19 protein-coding genes are annotated in these 18,907 nt (G+C 55.7%); 12 read left to right on the plus strand and 7 right to left on the minus strand.

The window, feature by feature from the left end:
• On the minus strand, positions 1-231 hold a 231-nt coding region (locus tag FHC49_RS10635), incomplete at its 3' end, for a transposase (protein WP_196361995.1).
• A gap of 451 nt (positions 232-682) precedes the next feature.
• On the opposite strand from FHC49_RS10635, the gene sufA reads away from it, so the two are divergent.
• The 7 genes from sufA (at position 683) to FHC49_RS10670 (ending at position 7,334) form a co-directional block, all read left to right on the plus strand.
• On the plus strand, positions 683-1,051 hold the full coding sequence (gene sufA, locus FHC49_RS10640) for a Fe-S cluster assembly scaffold SufA (protein WP_220439722.1): 369 nt from the start codon (positions 683-685) through the stop codon (positions 1,049-1,051).
• A 10-nt stretch (positions 1,052-1,061) separates the two neighbouring features.
• Entirely contained in the window at positions 1,062-2,549 is a 1,488-nt protein-coding gene (sufB, locus tag FHC49_RS10645) for a Fe-S cluster assembly protein SufB (protein ID WP_220439723.1), read from the plus strand.
• A 17-nt stretch (positions 2,550-2,566) separates the two neighbouring features.
• A complete protein-coding gene (sufC, locus tag FHC49_RS10650; protein WP_185668657.1) occupies positions 2,567-3,313 on the plus strand; it encodes a Fe-S cluster assembly ATPase SufC in 747 nt (248 codons plus the stop codon).
• Positions 3,288-4,562: a Fe-S cluster assembly protein SufD gene (sufD, locus tag FHC49_RS10655; RefSeq protein ID WP_220439724.1), complete on the plus strand. Its 1,275-nt coding sequence runs from the start codon at positions 3,288-3,290 to the stop codon at positions 4,560-4,562. The genes sufC and sufD overlap by 26 nt, the downstream gene beginning before the upstream one ends.
• Positions 4,559-5,779, plus strand: coding sequence for a cysteine desulfurase SufS (gene sufS, locus FHC49_RS10660; protein WP_220439725.1), 1,221 nt, complete (start codon positions 4,559-4,561; stop codon positions 5,777-5,779). Before sufD ends, sufS begins: the two co-directional genes overlap by 4 nt.
• 12 nt (positions 5,780-5,791) lie before the next feature.
• On the plus strand, positions 5,792-6,208 hold the full coding sequence (sufE, locus tag FHC49_RS10665; RefSeq protein ID WP_185668660.1) for a cysteine desulfuration protein SufE: 417 nt from the start codon (positions 5,792-5,794) through the stop codon (positions 6,206-6,208).
• Between the two features lie 109 nt (positions 6,209-6,317).
• The gene (locus FHC49_RS10670; protein ID WP_185668661.1) at positions 6,318-7,334 is read left to right on the plus strand and encodes a L,D-transpeptidase family protein; all 1,017 of its coding nucleotides are present in this window, start codon (positions 6,318-6,320) and stop codon (positions 7,332-7,334) included.
• Between the two features lie 63 nt (positions 7,335-7,397).
• Here the strand turns inward: FHC49_RS10670 and FHC49_RS10675 are convergent, their stop codons facing one another.
• Positions 7,398-7,634, minus strand: coding sequence for a major outer membrane lipoprotein (locus FHC49_RS10675; RefSeq protein WP_002908860.1), 237 nt, complete (start codon positions 7,632-7,634; stop codon positions 7,398-7,400).
• 311 nt (positions 7,635-7,945) lie between these two features.
• Positions 7,946-9,358, minus strand: a complete 1,413-nt coding sequence (pykF, locus tag FHC49_RS10680; protein WP_185668662.1) for a pyruvate kinase PykF — start codon at positions 9,356-9,358, stop codon at positions 7,946-7,948.
• Between the two features lie 465 nt (positions 9,359-9,823).
• Between pykF and fumD the strand changes: the two genes are divergently transcribed.
• A complete protein-coding gene (gene fumD / locus FHC49_RS10685; protein WP_185668663.1) occupies positions 9,824-10,036 on the plus strand; it encodes a fumarate hydratase FumD in 213 nt (70 codons plus the stop codon).
• A 23-nt stretch (positions 10,037-10,059) separates the two neighbouring features.
• On the opposite strand, the gene FHC49_RS10690 is transcribed toward fumD, so the two are convergent.
• Positions 10,060-10,698, minus strand: coding sequence for a TetR family transcriptional regulator (locus FHC49_RS10690; protein WP_185668664.1), 639 nt, complete (start codon positions 10,696-10,698; stop codon positions 10,060-10,062).
• A 132-nt stretch (positions 10,699-10,830) separates the two neighbouring features.
• Between FHC49_RS10690 and FHC49_RS10695 the strand changes: the two genes are divergently transcribed.
• The 4 genes from FHC49_RS10695 to FHC49_RS10710 all read left to right on the plus strand — a co-directional run bounded on the left by FHC49_RS10695 (position 10,831) and on the right by FHC49_RS10710 (position 15,757).
• Positions 10,831-12,681 carry a bifunctional sugar phosphate isomerase/epimerase/4-hydroxyphenylpyruvate dioxygenase family protein gene (locus FHC49_RS10695; protein ID WP_220439726.1) on the plus strand — a complete coding sequence of 617 codons (1,851 nt, stop codon included), beginning with the start codon at positions 10,831-10,833 and terminating at the stop codon, positions 12,679-12,681.
• Positions 12,682-12,773: 92 nt separating this feature from the next.
• The gene (locus FHC49_RS10700; RefSeq protein WP_220439727.1) at positions 12,774-14,123 is read left to right on the plus strand and encodes an MFS transporter; all 1,350 of its coding nucleotides are present in this window, start codon (positions 12,774-12,776) and stop codon (positions 14,121-14,123) included.
• The gene (locus tag FHC49_RS10705; RefSeq protein WP_220439728.1) at positions 14,113-14,949 is read left to right on the plus strand and encodes a shikimate dehydrogenase; all 837 of its coding nucleotides are present in this window, start codon (positions 14,113-14,115) and stop codon (positions 14,947-14,949) included. The genes FHC49_RS10700 and FHC49_RS10705 overlap by 11 nt, the downstream gene beginning before the upstream one ends.
• A 67-nt stretch (positions 14,950-15,016) precedes the next feature.
• A complete protein-coding gene (locus FHC49_RS10710) occupies positions 15,017-15,757 on the plus strand; it encodes a substrate-binding domain-containing protein (protein WP_220439729.1) in 741 nt (246 codons plus the stop codon).
• On the opposite strand, the gene FHC49_RS10715 is transcribed toward FHC49_RS10710, so the two are convergent.
• From FHC49_RS10715 to FHC49_RS10725, 3 genes are read right to left on the minus strand one after another with little or no spacing between them, the layout of a single operon-like run.
• Entirely contained in the window at positions 15,741-16,490 is a 750-nt protein-coding gene (locus FHC49_RS10715; RefSeq protein ID WP_220439730.1) for an ABC transporter ATP-binding protein, read from the minus strand. The genes FHC49_RS10710 and FHC49_RS10715 overlap by 17 nt on opposite strands.
• Positions 16,487-17,494 (minus strand): iron ABC transporter permease, encoded by a 1,008-nt coding sequence (locus FHC49_RS10720; RefSeq protein ID WP_185668670.1) that lies wholly within the window; start codon positions 17,492-17,494, stop codon positions 16,487-16,489. The genes FHC49_RS10715 and FHC49_RS10720 overlap by 4 nt, the downstream gene beginning before the upstream one ends.
• Entirely contained in the window at positions 17,481-18,548 is a 1,068-nt protein-coding gene (locus FHC49_RS10725; protein ID WP_220439731.1) for an ABC transporter substrate-binding protein, read from the minus strand. The genes FHC49_RS10720 and FHC49_RS10725 overlap by 14 nt, the downstream gene beginning before the upstream one ends.
• Between the last annotated feature and the right edge of the window lie 359 nt (positions 18,549-18,907).

Consider the following 18,907-nt stretch of genomic DNA (forward strand, 5'->3'; position numbering starts at 1 on the left):
CTCTTTATCCAGCATGGCTTCGGCAAGCAGCTTCTTGAGTCTGGCGTTCTCTTCCTCAAGCGACTTCAGGCGCTTAACTTCAGGCACCTCCATACCGCCATACTTCTTACGCCAGGTGTAAAACGTGGCATCGGAAATGGCATGCTTGCGGCAGAGTTCACGGGCGGGTACCCCAGCTTCGGCTTCGCGGAGAATACTGATGATCTGTTCGTCGGAAAAACGCTTCTTCATGGGGATGTCCTCATGTGGCTTATGAAGACATTACTAACATCGGGGTGTACTAATCAACGGGGAGCAGGTCACTTTCAGGGGGCAAATTTGGGGGCATCAAAAAGACCGTATATGTCCCTTTATGTCCATACCTCATCTTCCCTAACCCACTGATTATCCGCTAAGTGCTTGATTCACTGAAACCCTCAAAACCGATTAAATAAATAGGCATTAGCTATACATCTTTAGTACTTCCCATCCAATCACCTATCACCATCAATAAACCCATTATTTTTCAAAGCATTGTAAAAATAAATCTATCTCAATCGGCGATTGTTGCAGGGTCTATGCTTATAAAAAGGCATAAATAAAGGGAAAACGGGGAATACCCCCACGCGATGCGGGTTGAAGTGATAATCATTATCACTAACATGGCGTTATCCCTTTGTAGCTCCACTGATGAGGTAGACCTATGGATTTGCATTCAGGAACTTTCGATCCCAGTGATGTGACCTGGCGCGGCGTGACGCTTACATCCCCTGCGGCGGCGCATATACGGGAGTTGGTCAAACAACAACCCGGTATTCAGGGCGTGCGGCTTGGGGTGAAACAGACCGGCTGCGCAGGCTTTGGCTATGTGCTGGACGCGGTGAGTGAACCGAATAAAGACGATCTGCTGTTCGAAGCCGACGGCGCGAAGCTGTGGGTACCTTTAAGCGCGATGCCGTTTATTGACGGCACGGAAGTGGATTACGTGCGGGAAGGCCTGAACCAGCTGTTTAAATATCATAACCCGAAGGCGCAGAACGAATGTGGCTGCGGCGAAAGCTTCGGGGTATAGGCGGTACATAATGACGCGCAATACTGATGCAAGTGACGATGTCCAGACCTGGGCCGGCGGCCCGCTGAACTATAAAGAAGGGTTTTTTACCCAACTACAGACCGACGAACTGGCGAAAGGGATCAATGAAGAGGTGGTGCGGGCGATTTCAGCCCGACGTAATGAACCCGAGTGGATGCTGGAATTCCGCCTGAAGGCTTACCATGCCTGGACCCAGATGGAAGAGCCGCACTGGCTAAAAGCCCACTACGCTTCGCTGAACTATCAGGACTATAGCTATTACTCTGCGCCGTCGTGCGGCAACTGCGATGATACCTGTGCTTCCGAACCAGGCGCACAGCAGCAAACCGGGGCCAGCAGCTTTTTGACCGATGAAGTTGAAGCGGCCTTCAACCAGCTCGGCGTGCCGGTACGCGAAGGCAAAGAGGTGGCGGTGGATGCCATTTTTGACTCCGTTTCGGTAGCGACTACCTATCGGGAAAAACTGGGCGAGCAGGGGATCATCTTCTGCTCCTTTGGGGAAGCGATCCACGATCACCCTGAACTGGTCCAGCGCTACCTCGGCACCGTCGTACCTGAAAACGACAACTTTTTCGCCGCGCTGAATGCGGCGGTGGCCTCGGACGGCACCTTTATCTACATCCCGAAAGGGGTGCGCTGTCCGATGGAACTCTCGACCTATTTTCGTATTAACGCCGAGAAAACCGGCCAGTTTGAACGCACGATTCTGATTGCCGATGAAGGCAGCTACGTCAGCTATATCGAAGGCTGTTCTGCCCCGGTGCGCGACAGCTATCAGCTGCACGCGGCGGTGGTGGAGGTGATTATCCATAAAGACGCGGAGGTGAAATACTCCACCGTGCAGAACTGGTTCCCCGGCGACAACAACAGCGGTGGGATCCTCAACTTCGTCACCAAGCGTGCGCTGTGCGAAGGGGAAAACAGCAAGATGTCCTGGACGCAGTCGGAAACCGGCTCGGCGATCACCTGGAAATACCCGAGCTGCATCCTGCGCGGGGACAACTCGGTTGGTGAGTTCTTCTCGGTGGCACTGACCAGCGGCCATCAGCAGGCCGACACCGGCACTAAGATGATCCACATCGGTAAAAACACCCGTTCGACCATTATCTCGAAGGGGATCTCTGCCGGACATAGCCAGAACAGCTATCGCGGGTTGGTGAAAATCATGCCGACGGCGACCAATGCGCGTAACTACACCCAGTGCGACTCGATGCTGATTGGCCCCGACTGCGGGGCGCATACCTTCCCATATGTTGAGTGCCGCAATAACAGCGCACAGCTGGAGCATGAAGCTACTACCTCACGCATCGGTGAAGATCAGCTGTTCTACTGCCTGCAGCGCGGCATCAGCGAAGATGACGCTATTTCAATGATCGTGAACGGCTTTTGTAAGGATGTTTTCTCGGAGCTGCCGCTGGAGTTCGCCGTGGAAGCGCAAAAACTGCTGGCTATCAGCCTTGAACACAGCGTCGGTTAAGGATTAAGGGAAACGGTATGTTGAATATCAACGAATTAGAAGTCTCGGTTGACGATAAAGCAATCCTGCGCGGCGTTAACCTGAACGTGCGCCCTGGCGAGGTGCACGCCATTATGGGGCCGAATGGCTCAGGGAAAAGTACGCTCTCCGCGACGCTGGCAGGCCGTGAGGATTACACCGTTACCGGCGGTTCGGTAACGTTTAAGGGCAACGACCTGCTGGCGCTGTCGCCGGAAGAGCGAGCCGGAGAGGGCATCTTTATGGCCTTCCAGTATCCGGTCGAGATCCCAGGGGTCAGCAACCAGTTCTTCCTACAAACCGCGCTGAACTCGGTGCGCGCGCATCGCGGGCAGGAACCGCTGGATCGTTTTGACTTTCAGGATCTGATGGAAGAGAAAATCGATCTGCTGAAGATGCCCGCGGATCTCCTGACCCGTTCGGTCAACGTCGGTTTCTCCGGCGGCGAGAAGAAGCGCAACGATATTCTACAGATGGCGGTGCTGGAACCGGAGCTTTGCATTCTCGATGAAACGGACTCCGGGCTGGATATCGATGCCCTCAAAATCGTCGCCGACGGCGTGAACTCGCTGCGCGACGGTAAGCGGGCGTTTATCATCGTCACCCACTACCAGCGCATTCTGGATTACATCAAACCTGACGTGGTGCACGTGCTCTATCAAGGGCGCATTGTGAAATCCGGCGACTTCCGTCTGGTGAAACAACTGGAGGAGCAGGGCTATGGCTGGCTTAGCGAACAACAGTAGCGCGCTGCAACAGTGGCATGCACTGTTCCAGTCGCGGGGCGGCAACGTGTCGCCTCAGGCGCATCAGCATCTCCAGCAGGTACAAAAGCTGGGGCTGCCGACGCGCAAAGATGAAGACTGGAAGTACACCTCGCTGGATAAACTACTTGCCAGCACTTTCGTCGCTCCGGCGCTGCCAGCGCTGACCGTCGCAGAGCGTGATGCGCACGCGGTGGCACTGGATGCCTACCGACTGGTGTTTGTTGACGGGCAGTTCGACGCCCGGCTGAGCGACGATTTATCGGCGAGCGGGTTTGAGGTGACGGTGGATAACCAACGTCAGTCGCTGCCGGATGCCGTGCACGGGGAAGTGTTCCTCCATCTGACTGAAGGGCTGGCAACCAGCGTGACCCATATTGCGGTGGCGCGTCATCAGCGTCCAGCAAAACCGCTGCTGTTGCTGCACATTACCCGCGGCCTTGATTCTGATGAGATGAACACTGCGCACTATCGTCACCATCTCCGCCTGGCGGAAGGGGCGCAGGCGACGGTGATTGAACAGTACGTTAGCCTGAATACGGCGCGCCATTTTACCGGTGCAAGGTTGACCGCAGAAGTGGCGGACAACGCGCAACTTCAGCATCTTAAGCTGAACTGTGAAAATGCCCTGAGCTACCACTTCGCCCACAACGATCTGCGATTAGGACGCGATGCCTCGGCCTTTAGCCACAGCTTCCTGCTGGGCGCGGCGGTCACCCGTCACCACACCAGCACACAGCTGAATGGCGAGAACAGTACGCTGCGGGTTAACAGCCTGTCGATGCCGGTGGGCAATGAAGTGTGTGATACCCGTACCTGGCTTGAACATAATCAGGGTTACTGCAACAGCCGCCAATTGCATAAAACTATTGTTAACGATAAGGGCCGGGCGGTGTTTAACGGTGTGATTACCGTGGCGCCGCACGCGATTAAAACCGACGGGCAGATGACCAACAACAACCTGCTACTTGGTCGTCTGGCGGAAGTGGATACCAAGCCGCAGCTGGAAATCTACGCCGATGACGTGAAGTGTAGCCACGGTGCTACCGTGGGTCGTATCGACGATGAGCAGCTCTTTTACTTACGCTCACGCGGGATAGCGCAGGAGGAGGCGAAGAAAATCATCCTCTATGCGTTTGCCGCCGGGCTGACCGATGCCATTGCCCTGGGCGCGCTCAAACAGCACGTGCTGGCGCGCATTGGGCTGCGTCTGGCAGGAGGTAAACAATGACTTTTTCCGTACAACAGGTTCGCGGTGATTTTCCGGTGCTGGCGCGTGAGGTTCACGGTCAGCCGCTGGTGTATCTCGACTCGGCCGCCAGCGCGCAAAAACCAGAGCAGGTGATCAACGCCGAAGCGACCTTTTATCGCCACGGCTATGCCGCCGTACACCGCGGGATCCACACGCTAAGCGCCGAAGCCACGCAGCGTATGGAAGATGCGCGTCAGAAAGTGGCGCACTTTCTCCATGCTGCCAGCGCCGAAGAGATTGTCTTTGTTCGCGGCACCACCGAGGCGATTAACCTGGTGGCGAATAGCTGGGGAAACAGCAACGTCAAGGCCGGTGACAATATCGTGATTACCGCCATGGAGCATCACGCCAATATCGTGCCCTGGCAGATGCTCTGTGCGCGCAGTGGGGCGGAACTGCGGGTGATTCCACTCACGCCTGACGGCACCCTGCAACTTGATGCCGTAGAGGCGCTGTTTGACGAACGTACCCGGCTGCTGGCTGTCACCCAGGTCTCTAACGTACTGGGCACGGAGAACCCGTTGCCGGCGCTGATCGCCCTGGCCCATCGCCACGGCGCGAAGGTGCTGGTGGACGGCGCGCAGGCGGTGATGCACCTACCGGTTGATGTACAGACGCTGGACTGCGATTTCTATGCCTTCTCCGGACATAAGCTCTATGGCCCGACCGGGATCGGTGCGCTGTACGTCAAAGCGGAGATCCTGCAGGAGATGCCACCGTGGGAAGGGGGCGGCTCAATGATCGCCACCGTCAGCCTGACCGAAGGCACCACCTGGACCAAAGCGCCGTGGCGTTTTGAAGCGGGTACGCCTAACACCGGCGGCATTATTGGCCTCGGTGCGGCTCTGGACTATGTGAATGCGCTGGGGCTGATGGCGATCGACGAATACGAGCAGACCCTGATGCGCTACGCGCTGGACGCGCTGACCACCGTGCCGGACCTGCACCTATACGGCCCCGCCGAGCGCCGTGGGGTGATTGCCTTTAATCTCGGCAAGCATCACGCCTATGACGTGGGCAGTTTCCTCGATAACTACGGCATCGCCGTACGTACCGGCCACCACTGCGCCATGCCGCTGATGGCATTTTACCAGGTTCCCGCCATGTGCCGAGCCTCGCTGGCGATGTACAACACCGTTGAAGAGGTTGACAGGCTGGTGGCAGGGTTACAGCGCATCAGGCGCTTATTGGGTTAACAGGGAGCGACAATGGCGGCTTTACCGGATAAAGACAAACTGCTGCGCAACTTCACGCGCTGCGCCAACTGGGAAGAGAAGTACCTCTATATCATCGAGCTGGGGCAGCGCCTGGCACCGTTAAGCACCGAGTTGCACAGCCCTGAACACCTTATTCAGGGCTGCCAGAGCCAGGTGTGGATAGTGATGGGGCGCGATGAACAGGGTAGGATAACGCTGCAGGGCGATAGCGATGCCGCGATTGTTAAGGGCTTGATTGCCGTGGTGTTTATCCTCTACGATGGCATGACCGCCGCCGACGTTCAGACTTTCGATGTTCGCCCCTGGTTTGAACAGCTGGCGCTGGCGCAGCATCTGACTCCGTCGCGCTCTCAGGGGCTGGAGGCGATGATTCGGGCAATTCGTACGCAAGCAGCAAGTTTTAGCTAATATCAAATAGACAGCTTTCATTCTGTTACGAAAGGCGGGCTTAAGCCCGCCACGCTGGTGGTTCAGCTTTCTGGCACGTTGTCAGTGAATATGAATAAGGAATCCAGATATGAAGCGCGCGTCCCTCTTAACACTCAGCATTTTAGGAGCCCTCAGCGCCATTTCCAGCGCCTGGGCCGTTGACTACCCATTACCCCCCGCCAATAGTCGTTTAATCGGCCAGAATCAAACCTACACCGTTCAGGACGGTGATAAGAACCTACAGGCCATCGCCCGGCGCTTTGATACGGCGGCGATGCTGATCCTCGAGGCCAACAATACCATCGCGCCGGTGCCAAGACCCGGTACCGTTGTGACTATCCCGTCGCAGATGCTATTGCCGGATGTGCCGCGTGAAGGGATTGTGGTGAACCTGGCTGAACTGCGCCTTTACTACTTCCCGCCGGGAGAGCAGCAGGTGCAGGTCTATCCTATTGGCATCGGTCTGCAAGGGCTGGAAACGCCGGAAATGACGACACGCGTGGGGCAGAAGATCCCGAACCCGACCTGGACGCCAACGGCGGGCATCCGCGCGCGTTCCCTGGAGCGTGGCGTCACGTTGCCCGCGGTGGTGCCTGCGGGTCCCGGTAACCCGCTGGGGCTCTTTGCGCTGCGCCTGGCCTACGGTAACGGCGAATATCTCATTCACGGCACTAACGCCCCGGACAGCGTCGGTCTGCGCGTCAGCTCGGGTTGTATTCGCATGAATGCGCCAGATATCAAAGCGCTGTTTGCTCAGGTACGCAGTGGAACGCCGGTCAGGGTGATTAACGAACCGGTGAAGTACGCCGTTGAGCCGGATGGTTCTCGCTATCTGGAAGTGCATCGCCCGCTGTCGCAGAACGAAGCACAGGACACGCAAACCATGAAGATGACGTTATCCCCTGGCTTTAAGCAGTTCGTCCAACAGGCGAGCGTGAGCGAAGACCAGGTGAAGAAAACGCTGTCGCGTCGTGCCGGTTATCCGGTGATTATCTCTACGGGGAAAGGAACGGCTTCTGCGGCTGAACCGGTGCTGTCGGTACAGAACAGTGCGCGGGGAGAAACGGTGGGGGCAGAAACGTCATCCGGAAAGGTGACGCAGTAGAGCCAGCAAATCGCAGGCAAAAAAAATGGCGCACAATGTGCGCCATTTTTATTACCAGAACTCTTACTTACGGTAAGAGTGAGCCTGGTTGTCCAGACGCTGGTTAGCACGAGCTGCGTCGTCTTTAGCAGCCTGAACGTCGGAACGCATTGCGTTCACGTCGTTGCTCAGCTGGTCAACTTTAGCGTTCAGAGTCTGAACGTCAGAAGACAGCTGATCGATTTTAGCATTGCTGGAGCAACCTGCCAGCAGAGTAGAACCCAGGATTACCGCGCCCAGTACCAGTTTAGTACGATTCATTATAAATACCCTCTAGATTGAGTTAATCTCCATGTAGCGTTACAAGTATTACACAAACTTTTTTATATTGAGAATATTTTTTTATGCGTTTTCCCTTATTTTTGATCGTTCGCTCAAAGAACCATCGACTTTAGGATTTTGTGGCGAAAAAGTGTGTGAAAACAGGGAACTTCCATCGGATTCATCTTAGAAAAACCGAGTTTAAATAGTGACAGCCTATTTGATTTTTTATTGAGCTCAGTTATCTGAGTGTATAAAAAAAGCGCCCAGAGGGCGCTTTTTTAAGCAAACTATAATAAGTATGTGGATTATTACAGTACGTGCACGGATGCAGTGTTGGTGGTTCCGCTTGGAACCAGCGCACCAGAAACCATGACAACAACGTCACCTTTCTGAGCCAGACCGCTTTCCAGAGCCACTTCTTTACCCATACGGTAGAAATCATCGGTAGAGCTGATTTCTTTGACAACCTGAGCGATAACGCCTTTGCTCAGTACCAGCTGACGAGCAGTGGTTTCGTTGGTGGTCAGTGCCAGAATGGTGGCATCCGGGAAGTATTTACGGATAGCACGTGCAGATTTACCACCCTGGGTAGCAACCACGATCAGCGGTGCGTCCAGTTTTTCAGCAGTTTCAACGGCGCCACGGCATACGGCTTCAGTGATGCGCAGTTTGCGGCTGTCGTTGTTGAAGTCCAGACGGCTGGTCATCACGCGGTCAGTACGTTCGCAGATGGTAGCCATGATGGTTACCGCTTCCAGCGGGTACTTACCTTTAGCGGATTCGCCGGACAGCATCACTGCATCAGTACCGTCGAGGATGGCGTTCGCTACGTCGCCTGCTTCTGCGCGGGTAGGACGTGGGTTTTTGATCATGGAATCCAGCATCTGGGTCGCGGTGATAACGACTTTACGTGCACGGATACATTTTTCGATGATCATCTTCTGCGCGAAGATAACTTCTTCAACTGGGATCTCAACGCCCATATCGCCACGAGCAACCATGATACCGTCAGACGCTTCGAGGATTTCGTCGAAGTTGTTCAGGCCTTCCTGGTTTTCGATTTTGGAGATGATCTGGATGTTTTCGCCGCCGTGCGCCTTCAGGTGCTCACGGATTTCAACAACGTCAGAACGTTTACGGATAAAGGACGCTGCAACGAAGTCAACGCCTTGCTCGCAGCCGAAGATCAGATCCTGTTTGTCTTTCTCAGCCAGTGCTGGCAGAGCGATAGAAACGCCTGGCAGGTTAACGCCTTTGTTTTCGCCCAGGTCACCGTTGTTCAGCACTTTACAGATAACCTTGTTACCTTCGATAGCGGTTACTTCCATACCGATCAGACCATCGTCTACCAGTACGGTGTTGCCCACGGTCAGGTCAGTGGTGAAGCCTTCGTAAGTCACAGCAACGATTTCGCTGTTACCCACAACGGATTTGTCGGTGGTGAAAGTGAAGGTCTGGCCCGCTTTCAGGGAAACGTCGTTACCGCCTTCCAGCTTGATGGTACGGATTTCTGGACCTTTGGTATCCAGCAGGATAGCTGCTTTCTTACCGGTTTTGCTCAGCACGTTGCGCAGGTTTTTGATGCGCTGACCGTGTTCAGCATAGTCGCCGTGGGAGAAGTTCAGACGCATGACGTTCATGCCAGCGTCAAGCATTTTGCCTAACATCTCTTCGGATTCAGTTTTCGGCCCGATGGTACAAACAATTTTGGTCTTTTTCATGACAGTCTTAGTCTTTAAGTTGAGATTGAGAAGGATTGGGATTTTGAATTCTCGCTCCATGCGCGCACGGCCACGGAGTCAAACCGGTATTACGAAAGTTGCTATGCCACGCCATAAGGATAGGTGACATAAAAAAAGCGTGCAGAGGAAAGTGTGCTAGAGGTTCAGCATAGTTAAATAGGCGATGTTTTAATCGTTTATTAATGCAGTCCAATGAGCTGAAACCATTCAAGAAAGAAACGCCGCAGATTATACGATGTTATGTTGCAAAAAGAAAATAAAAACACTGTTTCAAAATCAAAAGGCGCTAATTAACAAAACAAAAACGAATTATTTCTAAAAATGTAACAGCGAAGATGCGCAACAAACTGCGGAAAGCCGCGCGGTAGCCGTTGCTGATTTGCTTTATCTACTAATAGAATCAATAATAATTTGATTCTTAATGGAAATTAGCGAGCGTAAACGATGGGAAATCAGGCGAAAGACGACGTTTTATATCAGGAAATGTGCCGCGTGGTGGGCAAGGTAGTGCTGGAGATGCGTGATTTAGGCCAGGAGCCAAAGCATATTGTGATTGCTGGTGTGGTGCGCACGGCGCTGGCGAATAACAAAATCCAGCGCTCTGAGCTGACGCGTGAAGCGATGCAAAAAGTGGTGACTGCGCTTTCAGGACAGTGATAACGTCTTGAAATAAATAATGATCAAGCGATGACGAAGCGTAGAATAGCTTTCACCGCCAGCTCGCTGTGGTGGGAAATCAGCGCATCGTCATCGATGTCCGGAAGCGGACCGTCCAGATAGAGGCTGTTAAAGCTATAAAAGTTGGAAACCTGATAGAAGCTGAAGCTGCTGATAAGACGATGCACGTCGCGGGCTTCAAGCGCAGGCTGAAAAATCCCCTGCGCCTGCCCGCGATGAAGAATGTGTTCCAGCAGCGAAAGGGCGCTTTTATTGAGTCGTTTCAGGTCGCCTGACGCCAGCAACCATTTCCCACGCTGCATGTTCTCCATACAGATAATCCGCATAAAATCCGCATGTTCGGCGTGGTAGCGCACGCTCCACTTCACCAGTTGCACCAGTGCTTCTACCGGCGGCTGATTCTCCAGACCGAGTTGCTGCTCCGTTTCACGGATCCGCGAATAGACATACTGAAGAACCGACTGGTACAGCTGCTCTTTCGTTTTGAAGTAGTAAACCACCATACGTTTGGTGGTCTGCGCTTCCCCGGCAATCTGTTCCATTCTGGCTCCCGCCAGCCCATGTTCGGCAAACACGGCAATGGCCGCGTTGAAAATACGGTTCTTCAGCGACTGGGCTTCGTCTTGAGTAATGGCGGACATAACAACTCCTGTTAACTTTTCCAAGGGAACAAAAAATACACACAATGATCACAATTTAGCAACCAAATATGGCGCTGGTGAACCAAATGATTCATATTCATCCCACCGTTACCGCATGAGCCTGGTGAAACTATGTTGCGTTCTATTGCTACCGTGTCTATTTCTGGAACCCTGCCTGAAAAGCTGAGCGCAATTGCGGCGGCAGGCTATCAGGGCGTTGAGATCTTCGAAAATGATTTGCTCTATTATACCGGCACGCCTGCGGATGTCCGTAGCATGGCCGACGATCTGGGGCTTAAAATCACCTTATTTCAGCCGTTTCGCGATTTTGAAGGCGGCACCCGTGCGCAGTTTGCCGCCAACCTTGAGCGGGCAAAGCGTAAATTTGCGCTGATGCACGAACTGGGCTGCGACACGCTGTTGCTTTGCAGTAACGTTCAGGCGGACTGTTCTGCCGATATTGACCTCCAGATTGCCGATCTCCGCGCGCTGGCGACGCTCGCCGAGCAGGAAAATATCCGCATTGGCTATGAAGCGCTGGCCTGGGGAACGCACGTCAATCGCTGGTACCAGGCGTGGGAAAGGGTGAAGGCGGTAGATAGCCCGGCGCTGGGTATTGTGCTCGACAGCTTCCATATTCTGTCGCTCGGTGACGATCTCAGCCGTTTGCACGAAGTCCCAGTCGATAAAATGACCTTCCTGCAGTTGGCTGATGCACCGTTGATGAAAATGGACGTGCTCGAATGGAGTCGCCATTTCCGCTGCTTCCCCGGCCAGGGGGAACTGCCGCTGGTGGAGTTTACGCGTGAACTCACGCGGGTGGGCTATCGTGGGCCGTGGTCGCTGGAGATCTTTAACGACGGCTTCCGCGCCTCACCGAACGGTGCCACGGCCAAAGATGGCTATCGCTCACTGCTGTGGCTGGAAGAGCAGACGTGGCGCACGTTGGATAACACTGACGCCAATCTGTTCCAGACCGCGAATTTACCCACTTACCAGGGCACCGAGTTTATTGAATTTGCCGCCAGCCCCGCAGAGGCCAAAAAACTGAGTGCCATGCTCAGTGGCATGGGCTTCACGCTTGCCGGCACGCACCGTTCAAAGCAGGTAGCGCTGTGGAGTAACGGCGGGGCGCGGGTGATTATTAACTATCAGCCGCATAGCTGGGCCGATCACTTTTACCAGCGTCACGGTGTATCGCTGTGTGCAATGGCGCTGCGGGTTAGCGCAAGCGCACCGATTGTGGCGCGGGCAAAAGCCTATGGTTACGCCACCTGGCAGGGTGAGGTGGGGCCAAATGAGAGTGCGATCCCAGCGGTTTGCGCACCCGACGGCAGCCTCATCTATCTGGTGGAGGGCAATCAGGATATCTATAGCCAGGATTTTAACCTCACCGCGACGGCAAACGGCGGGGCGCTGCTGGGTATTGATCATCTGGCACTAGGGATGGAGGCCGACAGCCGTGATAACTGGGTAATGTTCTGTCGGGCGGTACTCGGCTTTACGCTGGAGCATGAACAGACGATGCCCGACCCGTACGGCCTGGTGCGCAGCCTGGCGGTACAAAGCCCGCAGGGCAACATTCGCCTGGCGCTGAATATCTCGCAAAGCCGGGCCACCCAGATTGCGCGTTCCGTTGCCTGCTATCAGGGGGCCGGGCTTCAGCATGCGGCGTTTGCCTGCCAGGATCTCCCGGGATTACTGGATAAGCAACCGCTGGCGGACTCGCTCTCCTTGCCGGTACCGGCAAACTACTATGACGATCTGCTGGCCCGTTTTGGCGGCCCGGAGCAGGTTGCCCTTATGCAGCGTCAACAAATTCTCTACGACCGTGATGCTGCTGGCGGTGAGTTCTTACATCGCTACACATGGCCCTTCAGCGAAGGACGCTTCTTCTTTGAATTAACCGAAAGACGCCACGGCTATACGCAGTATGGCGCGGTCAATGCCGCCGTTCGGCTTTCGGCTATGCAGTACCGTTAGCGCACTGGAATGAACCACCCGGTACGCCAACGTCACAGGACAGACCATAACTATAAACACGCATCTGCACTCGACAACGACAGGTAACGACTATGAATTCACTCGGCCATAATCGCGTGGCTACCGCTGAGGCGGTTAACGCGGTCCCCCGTACCCGGCGACGCATCGGTATTCTGGCGCTGCTGGCCGTCGGAACAATGATTAACTATCTCGACCGCACCGTGCTCGGCATTGCCGCACCGCAGCTCACCCAGGAACTGGGTATCGGCGCGGCGGTGATGGGGATCGTCTTCTCCGCCTTCGCCTGGACCTACGCGCTGGCGCAGATCCCCGGCGGCATGTTCCTCGACCGCTTTGGCAACAAAGTGACCTATTTTCTAGCGCTGGGATTCTGGTCGCTGTTCACGCTGTTCCACGGGTTTGCCGTGGGGCTGAAATCGTTGCTGCTGTGTCGTTTTGGCCTTGGCATCAGCGAAGCGCCGTGCTTCCCGGTGAACAGCCGAGTGGTTAGTGCCTGGTTTCCTCAGCACGAGCGCGCCAAGGCAACAGCGGTCTACACCGTCGGGGAATATCTTGGCCTGGCCTGCTTTGCGCCGCTGCTGTTCTGGATTATGGACGGCTTCGGCTGGCGTACGCTGTTTATCACCGTCGGTGTGGTCGGCATCCTGTTCGCGCTGGTCTGGTGGCGCCATTATCGTGAGCCGCATGAAGATGTGCGCCTTAGCGAGCAGGAACGTGACTACATCAGCGCAGGCGGCGGCATGACGACTGGGGCCGAGCAGCGCAAAGCTTTTAGCTGGCCGTTGGTGCGCCAGTTGTTGCGCAAACGCCAGATTGTTGGTGCCAGTATCGGTCAGTTCGCGGGTAACACCGTGCTGGTCTTCTTCCTCACCTGGTTCCCTACCTACCTGGCGACTGAACGCCATATGCCGTGGATCAAAGTGGGCTTCTTCGCCATTATGCCGTTCCTGGCGGCAGCGGGTGGTGTGATGTTCGGCGGCTGGGTGTCTGACAAACTGCTGAAAGCGACCGGTAACGCTAACCTGGGGCGTAAATTACCCATCATTGCCGGGCTATTGATGGCAAGCTGCATCATCAGCGCCAACTGGCTTACCAGTGACACGGCGGTCATTATGGTGATGTCCTTTGCCTTCTTTGGGCAGGGAATGGTCGGCCTCGGCTGGACCTTAATTTCCGATATGGCGCCAAAAGGGCTAGGTGGCTTGACCGGCGGGCTGTTCAACTTCTGCGCCAACCTGGCGGGGATCCTCACGCCGCTGGTGATTGGCTTTATCGTTGCGGCGTTCGGCAACTTCTTCTACGCGCTGTTCTATATCGGCGGTGCGGCGCTGCTCGGCGTGGTGGCTTATCTGTTTATCCTTGGCGACGTGAAACGTATTGAGCTGGATCTGCCGGAGCAGGAGAGCACTCATGCAAATTAGTGGGCATACGCGGTTAATTGCTCATTTGGGGTACCCGACCGAAAGTTTTAAAGCACCGATGATCTACAACCCCTGGTTTGAAAACCAGGGGGTCGATGTCAAAGTGGTACCGATGGGCGTGAAGCCGGAAGATTATGCGGCGCTGATTCCGACACTCTTCACTCTGACCAATATTGCCGGCGCGCTGGTGACTATGCCGCATAAAGTCGCCACCTGCGAACTGGTGACCCGGATGAGCCCAACCGCGCAAATCGCCGGGGCCTGTAATGCGATCCGCCGGGAGGCAGACGGCACGCTCACCGGCGATATGTTTGACGGCGATGGTTTTGTCCGCGGGATCCAGCGCAAAGGCTTTCGCACTGTTGGTGCACGTGCGCTGGTCACCGGCTGCGGCGGCGTGGGGTCGGCGATTGCCGCCTCGCTTGCTGCCGCAGGCGTCAGCGCGTTAACGCTGTTCGACGCCCGGGAAAACACGGCGAATGCGCTTGCGGCTCGGCTGCAGGCGCACTATCCGCAACTGCGACTGACGGTGATGTCTTGCGACCCGGCTGAGCACGACCTGGTGGTGAACGCGACGCCGCTCGGTATGTCGCCCGGCGATCCGTTACCGGTTGAGATATCGCGGGTAGCTCCCGGTACGTTTATCGGTGAAGTGGTGATGAAGCAGGAGTACACGCCATTTTTACAAGCGGCGATGGAACGTGGTTGCCCGGTGCAGCGCGGTACCGACATGCTGTTTGAGATGATCCCGGCCTATCTGGATTTCTTCCATTTACCGGTGGCTACACCGGAACAGCTGCAGGCGCTGGCGGACATTCGTTACTAAAGCGCTGGTCAGCGTCGTAATAGCCTGGGTAACATAACGCTTATGTCCAGGCTTTTACGTGCTTACTATGAACACCACACTCACTTTGCTGGCGGCGGGCAGCCTCCGCCGCGCTTTTATTCCGCTTCAGTCTCTCTTTACCGCTCAAACCGGGATACCCGTTGAACTTGTTTTCGGACCTGCCGGGCTACTGCGTGAGCGCATCGAGGGCGGGGCGACGTGCTCGCTCTTTGCTTCCGCTAACCGACAGCACCCGCAAACGCTCTGCGATAGCGGGCGGGCGCACGGCCTGCAGATATTTGCGCGCAATTCGCTAACTCTGACGGTCAGAAATACCCCGAAAACGGCAGATAAAAGCTGGCTCGAACTGTTGAGCGACCCGTCGCTGCGTCTTGGTACATCAACGCCGCTGTGCGATCCGTCGGGAGATTACACCTGGCAGCTATTTGAACAGCTTGAAGCGGGATTTCCTGGGCTCGGCGAATCGCTGAAACAGCGGGCAATGCCGCTAGTCGGTGGGCGCGATTCATTGACGGTGCCCGCGGGTGAAATGGCGAGCAGTTGGCTGATTCGCGAAGGGTTAGCCGATCTATTTATCGGCTACGCGCACTACGCAACGGCGCTGCAAGGCGAGCAGGATGTGCGCAGCGTGGTTATCCCGGCGGAGTGGAATATTCGCTGCGATTACTACATGGCTATGTTGGACGATAGCGCCGTCGCGCGGCAGTTCTACCGGTTTATCCTCGCGGACGAAGGGCAGCGCTGCCTGCGCGATGCGGGCTTTATGTTGGCTAGCGACGCAGAGTAAACAGCGGCGTGACCACGGCGGCAGGGTAATCCTCAAGCTGTAGCTTGCGAACTTTGACGCCGTACGCCTGCTGTAGGTTCTGTTCCTGCACAATTTCGTCGGTTGGCCCCGCCAGCCACTGACGGTCAGGCAACAGCAGCAGTGTATGGCTGGCGACCTGCAGCGCATGCGTGGGGTCGTGGGTGGTGAACATCACCGTACGCGACTGTGCGTGGGCCAGATCGCTAATCAGCTGTAACACCGTTTGCTGATTCCCCAGATCCAGCGCCGAGCAGGGTTCATCCAACAGAATGTTCTGGCTGGCGCTGACCAGCGCACGGGCAATCATCACCAACTGCTGTTGGCCGCCAGACAGGTTGCTGAACAGCGCGTCGGCAAGCGCGGTGATATTTAACAGGGCCAGCGCGGCCATCACCTGCTGTTCATCCTCTTCCTGTGGCTGCGAGAAGAGGGCGATATGCCGCGCGCGGCCCATCAATACCACTTCCCGTACTCGCCATGCAAAGGCCGGGCGGAAAGACTGTGGGACGATGCCCACGCCGCCGGTCACGGTAATATCACCTGCGATGGCCGGTAACACACCGGTGATGGTGTCCAGAAGAGTACTTTTTCCGCGCCCGTTTGCCCCGAGAATAGCCCAGACTTCACCCGGTTGACAGTGCAGGCTGAGTGGCGCAAACAGCGGCATTTTGTGGCCATACTCGAGCCGGGAAAGGGAAAGCGTTGGGGTCATTTGAGCATTCCTTTTCGGCTTGCGCGTACCAGCATAACGGTGAACAGCGGGGCACCTACCAGCGCGGTGATGATCCCAATCGGGATTTCGGCGGCGGTCAGCGTGCGGGCGAGGTCATCCACCAGAATCATAAAGCTCGCCCCCATCCAGAATGCGCAGGGCAACAGGCGGCGATGATCGGCACCGGAGAGCATCCGTGCCAGATGCGGGATCACCAGCCCCACCCAGGCGATGCTGCCGCTTACCGCCACCTGTGCCGCTACCAGCAGCGCGCAACACAGCAGCACACCCCGGCGCAGCGCGGTAACGCGCACGCCAAGGGCACGGGCGTCTTTATCATCCAGCGACAGTAAATTGATACGCCAGCGCAGCTTGTAGAGCACCAGCGCCGCCACGGCGACGGGGATCGACAGCAGCAGCACTTTAGTCCAGTTGGCGGTGGCAAAACTGCCCAGCAACCAGAACACAATATTAGGCAGCACCTCTTCGGTATCGGCCATGTACTGCATCAGGCTCACCAGCGCGGCAAAGAAACCGCTGAGAATAATCCCGGCGAGAATCAGCACCAGCGTGCTCTCTCTTCCCTGAAGCGCGGCGAGCAGGTAGACCAGCGTCAGCGCCAGCAGGCCAAAGAAGAAGGTAGAGCCCATCATCATTGGCATGCTGAAGCCCAGCAGAATCGCCAGCGTGCCGCCGAAGGCGGAGCCGGATGTCACGCCGATAATATGCGGGTCGACCAGCGGGTTCTGGAACACGCCCTGTAACGTCGCGCCGCACAAACCCAGCGCGCCGCCTGCCAACAGGGCCATCAGAATACGAGGAAGGCGTACGGACCAGACAATTTGGTGGGCAATATCGGCATCGCTGTGCGGATGCATGAGTTGGTTCAGTACATCGCCAATCGACAGACCATACTGCCCAAAACAAAGTGAGACCACAGCAACCACCAGGGTGAGCAACATCAGCCCACCCTGTACCGTTTTTGGATGACTACTGATGTGCATTAGCCTGCCAGTCAGTACGGTAGAAACGATGGTAGTAATCCTGCGCCTGTGCATCGACATCGACGTTTTTATAGCGTTCCGGGTAGAGCTTTTTCGCCATCCACAGTTCGCCGATTGCCAGTGCTTCAGGCATCGGGTAGCCCCACGCTTTAGCGTATTCCGGCATTAACCAGACGCGATGATTTTTGACCGCATCAATGCCTTGCCACTGCGGATCGGCGGTGATTTGTTTCACCACCTCAGGGTAACGATCCTGGACGAAAATCACCTGCGGGTTCCACTGCAATACCTGCTCAAGCGAGACCTGACGCGCGCCTTTGACCGTTGCTGCCGCCACGTTCATCGCGCCCGCATGTTGCATCATCAGGCCGGTATATTTACCGGAACCGTAGGTGTTGAGATCCGGGTTCGCCATATAGACACGCACTTTCTCCGCCTGCGGAATATTGGCGACCGGGGCGTTGAATTTCGCACGAGCGCTGAAGGTGTAGTCGATAAGCTGGTTAGCTTCTGTTTTGCGGTTGACCACTTCGCCAATCAGACGAATACCCTGCTTGAGCCCTTCGTTGTAGGCGTGCTCTTCATCCGCCATCGTCGGGTTCATCTTATTCTTCTCACCAACAGCATCTTCGCGCAGAGAAATGGCCACAACCGGGATACCCGCGTTAGTGATCTGCTGAATCATCGCTTCTGGCGCATAGTTGGCGATAAACACCACCTGCGGGTGCAGCGCCAGCAGGCTTTCGATATTGACCTGGGTCAGGTCACCCGGCATCGGCAGTTTCTCAATGCCGGGCATAAAGCGGGCAAACTCAGGACCGAGCTGTTTTTTCCAGCTGCTCAGCACGCCGACGATATCGTCTGAGGCGTTGAGTTGGACTAACAGGTTAAGCGTCTGGTGCTGGAGAACCACCACGCGGTTAACGGTATCGGGAAGGGTCACCTGACGACCAAGCTGATCGGTTACGGTGCGATCGGCCAGCGCAGGGGTGGCAGCCACCAGGCTAGCGCAGGCCAGCGTCAGGCCAAGGAGTAAACGTTGTAATGTCGACATGAGTCACTCAGTAAGGAGGGGAATTAAACGATGTGTATTTGATTATATAACGTTGGAAAATGCAAACCATCCGAGAATATTACCCCTAAATATCTGCGGCCAATGCTCTGCATAACAAACCCTTAACGAAAAAGGCCACCAGGTTTTACCCCAGTGACCCGGTTCGGGCGCATGCCGTCATTGCGACGAGGCATCACGCTCCTGTCAGGTTAGAGGTTGAAGAAGTGACAAACCAGCGTGACCACGATAGGCCCAATCACTGATGTCACAACCGCAATCACTAACGCTTCCCTGAACGTCATATAACCGCCTGTGTTGCAATGGCAACCGTACGCGGCTATCCTTGAGTCGTTGAGGTT

Source organism: Kluyvera sp. EC_51, from assembly GCF_019584505.1.
In the GTDB taxonomy this organism is placed as follows: domain Bacteria; phylum Pseudomonadota; class Gammaproteobacteria; order Enterobacterales; family Enterobacteriaceae; genus Kluyvera; species Kluyvera sichuanensis.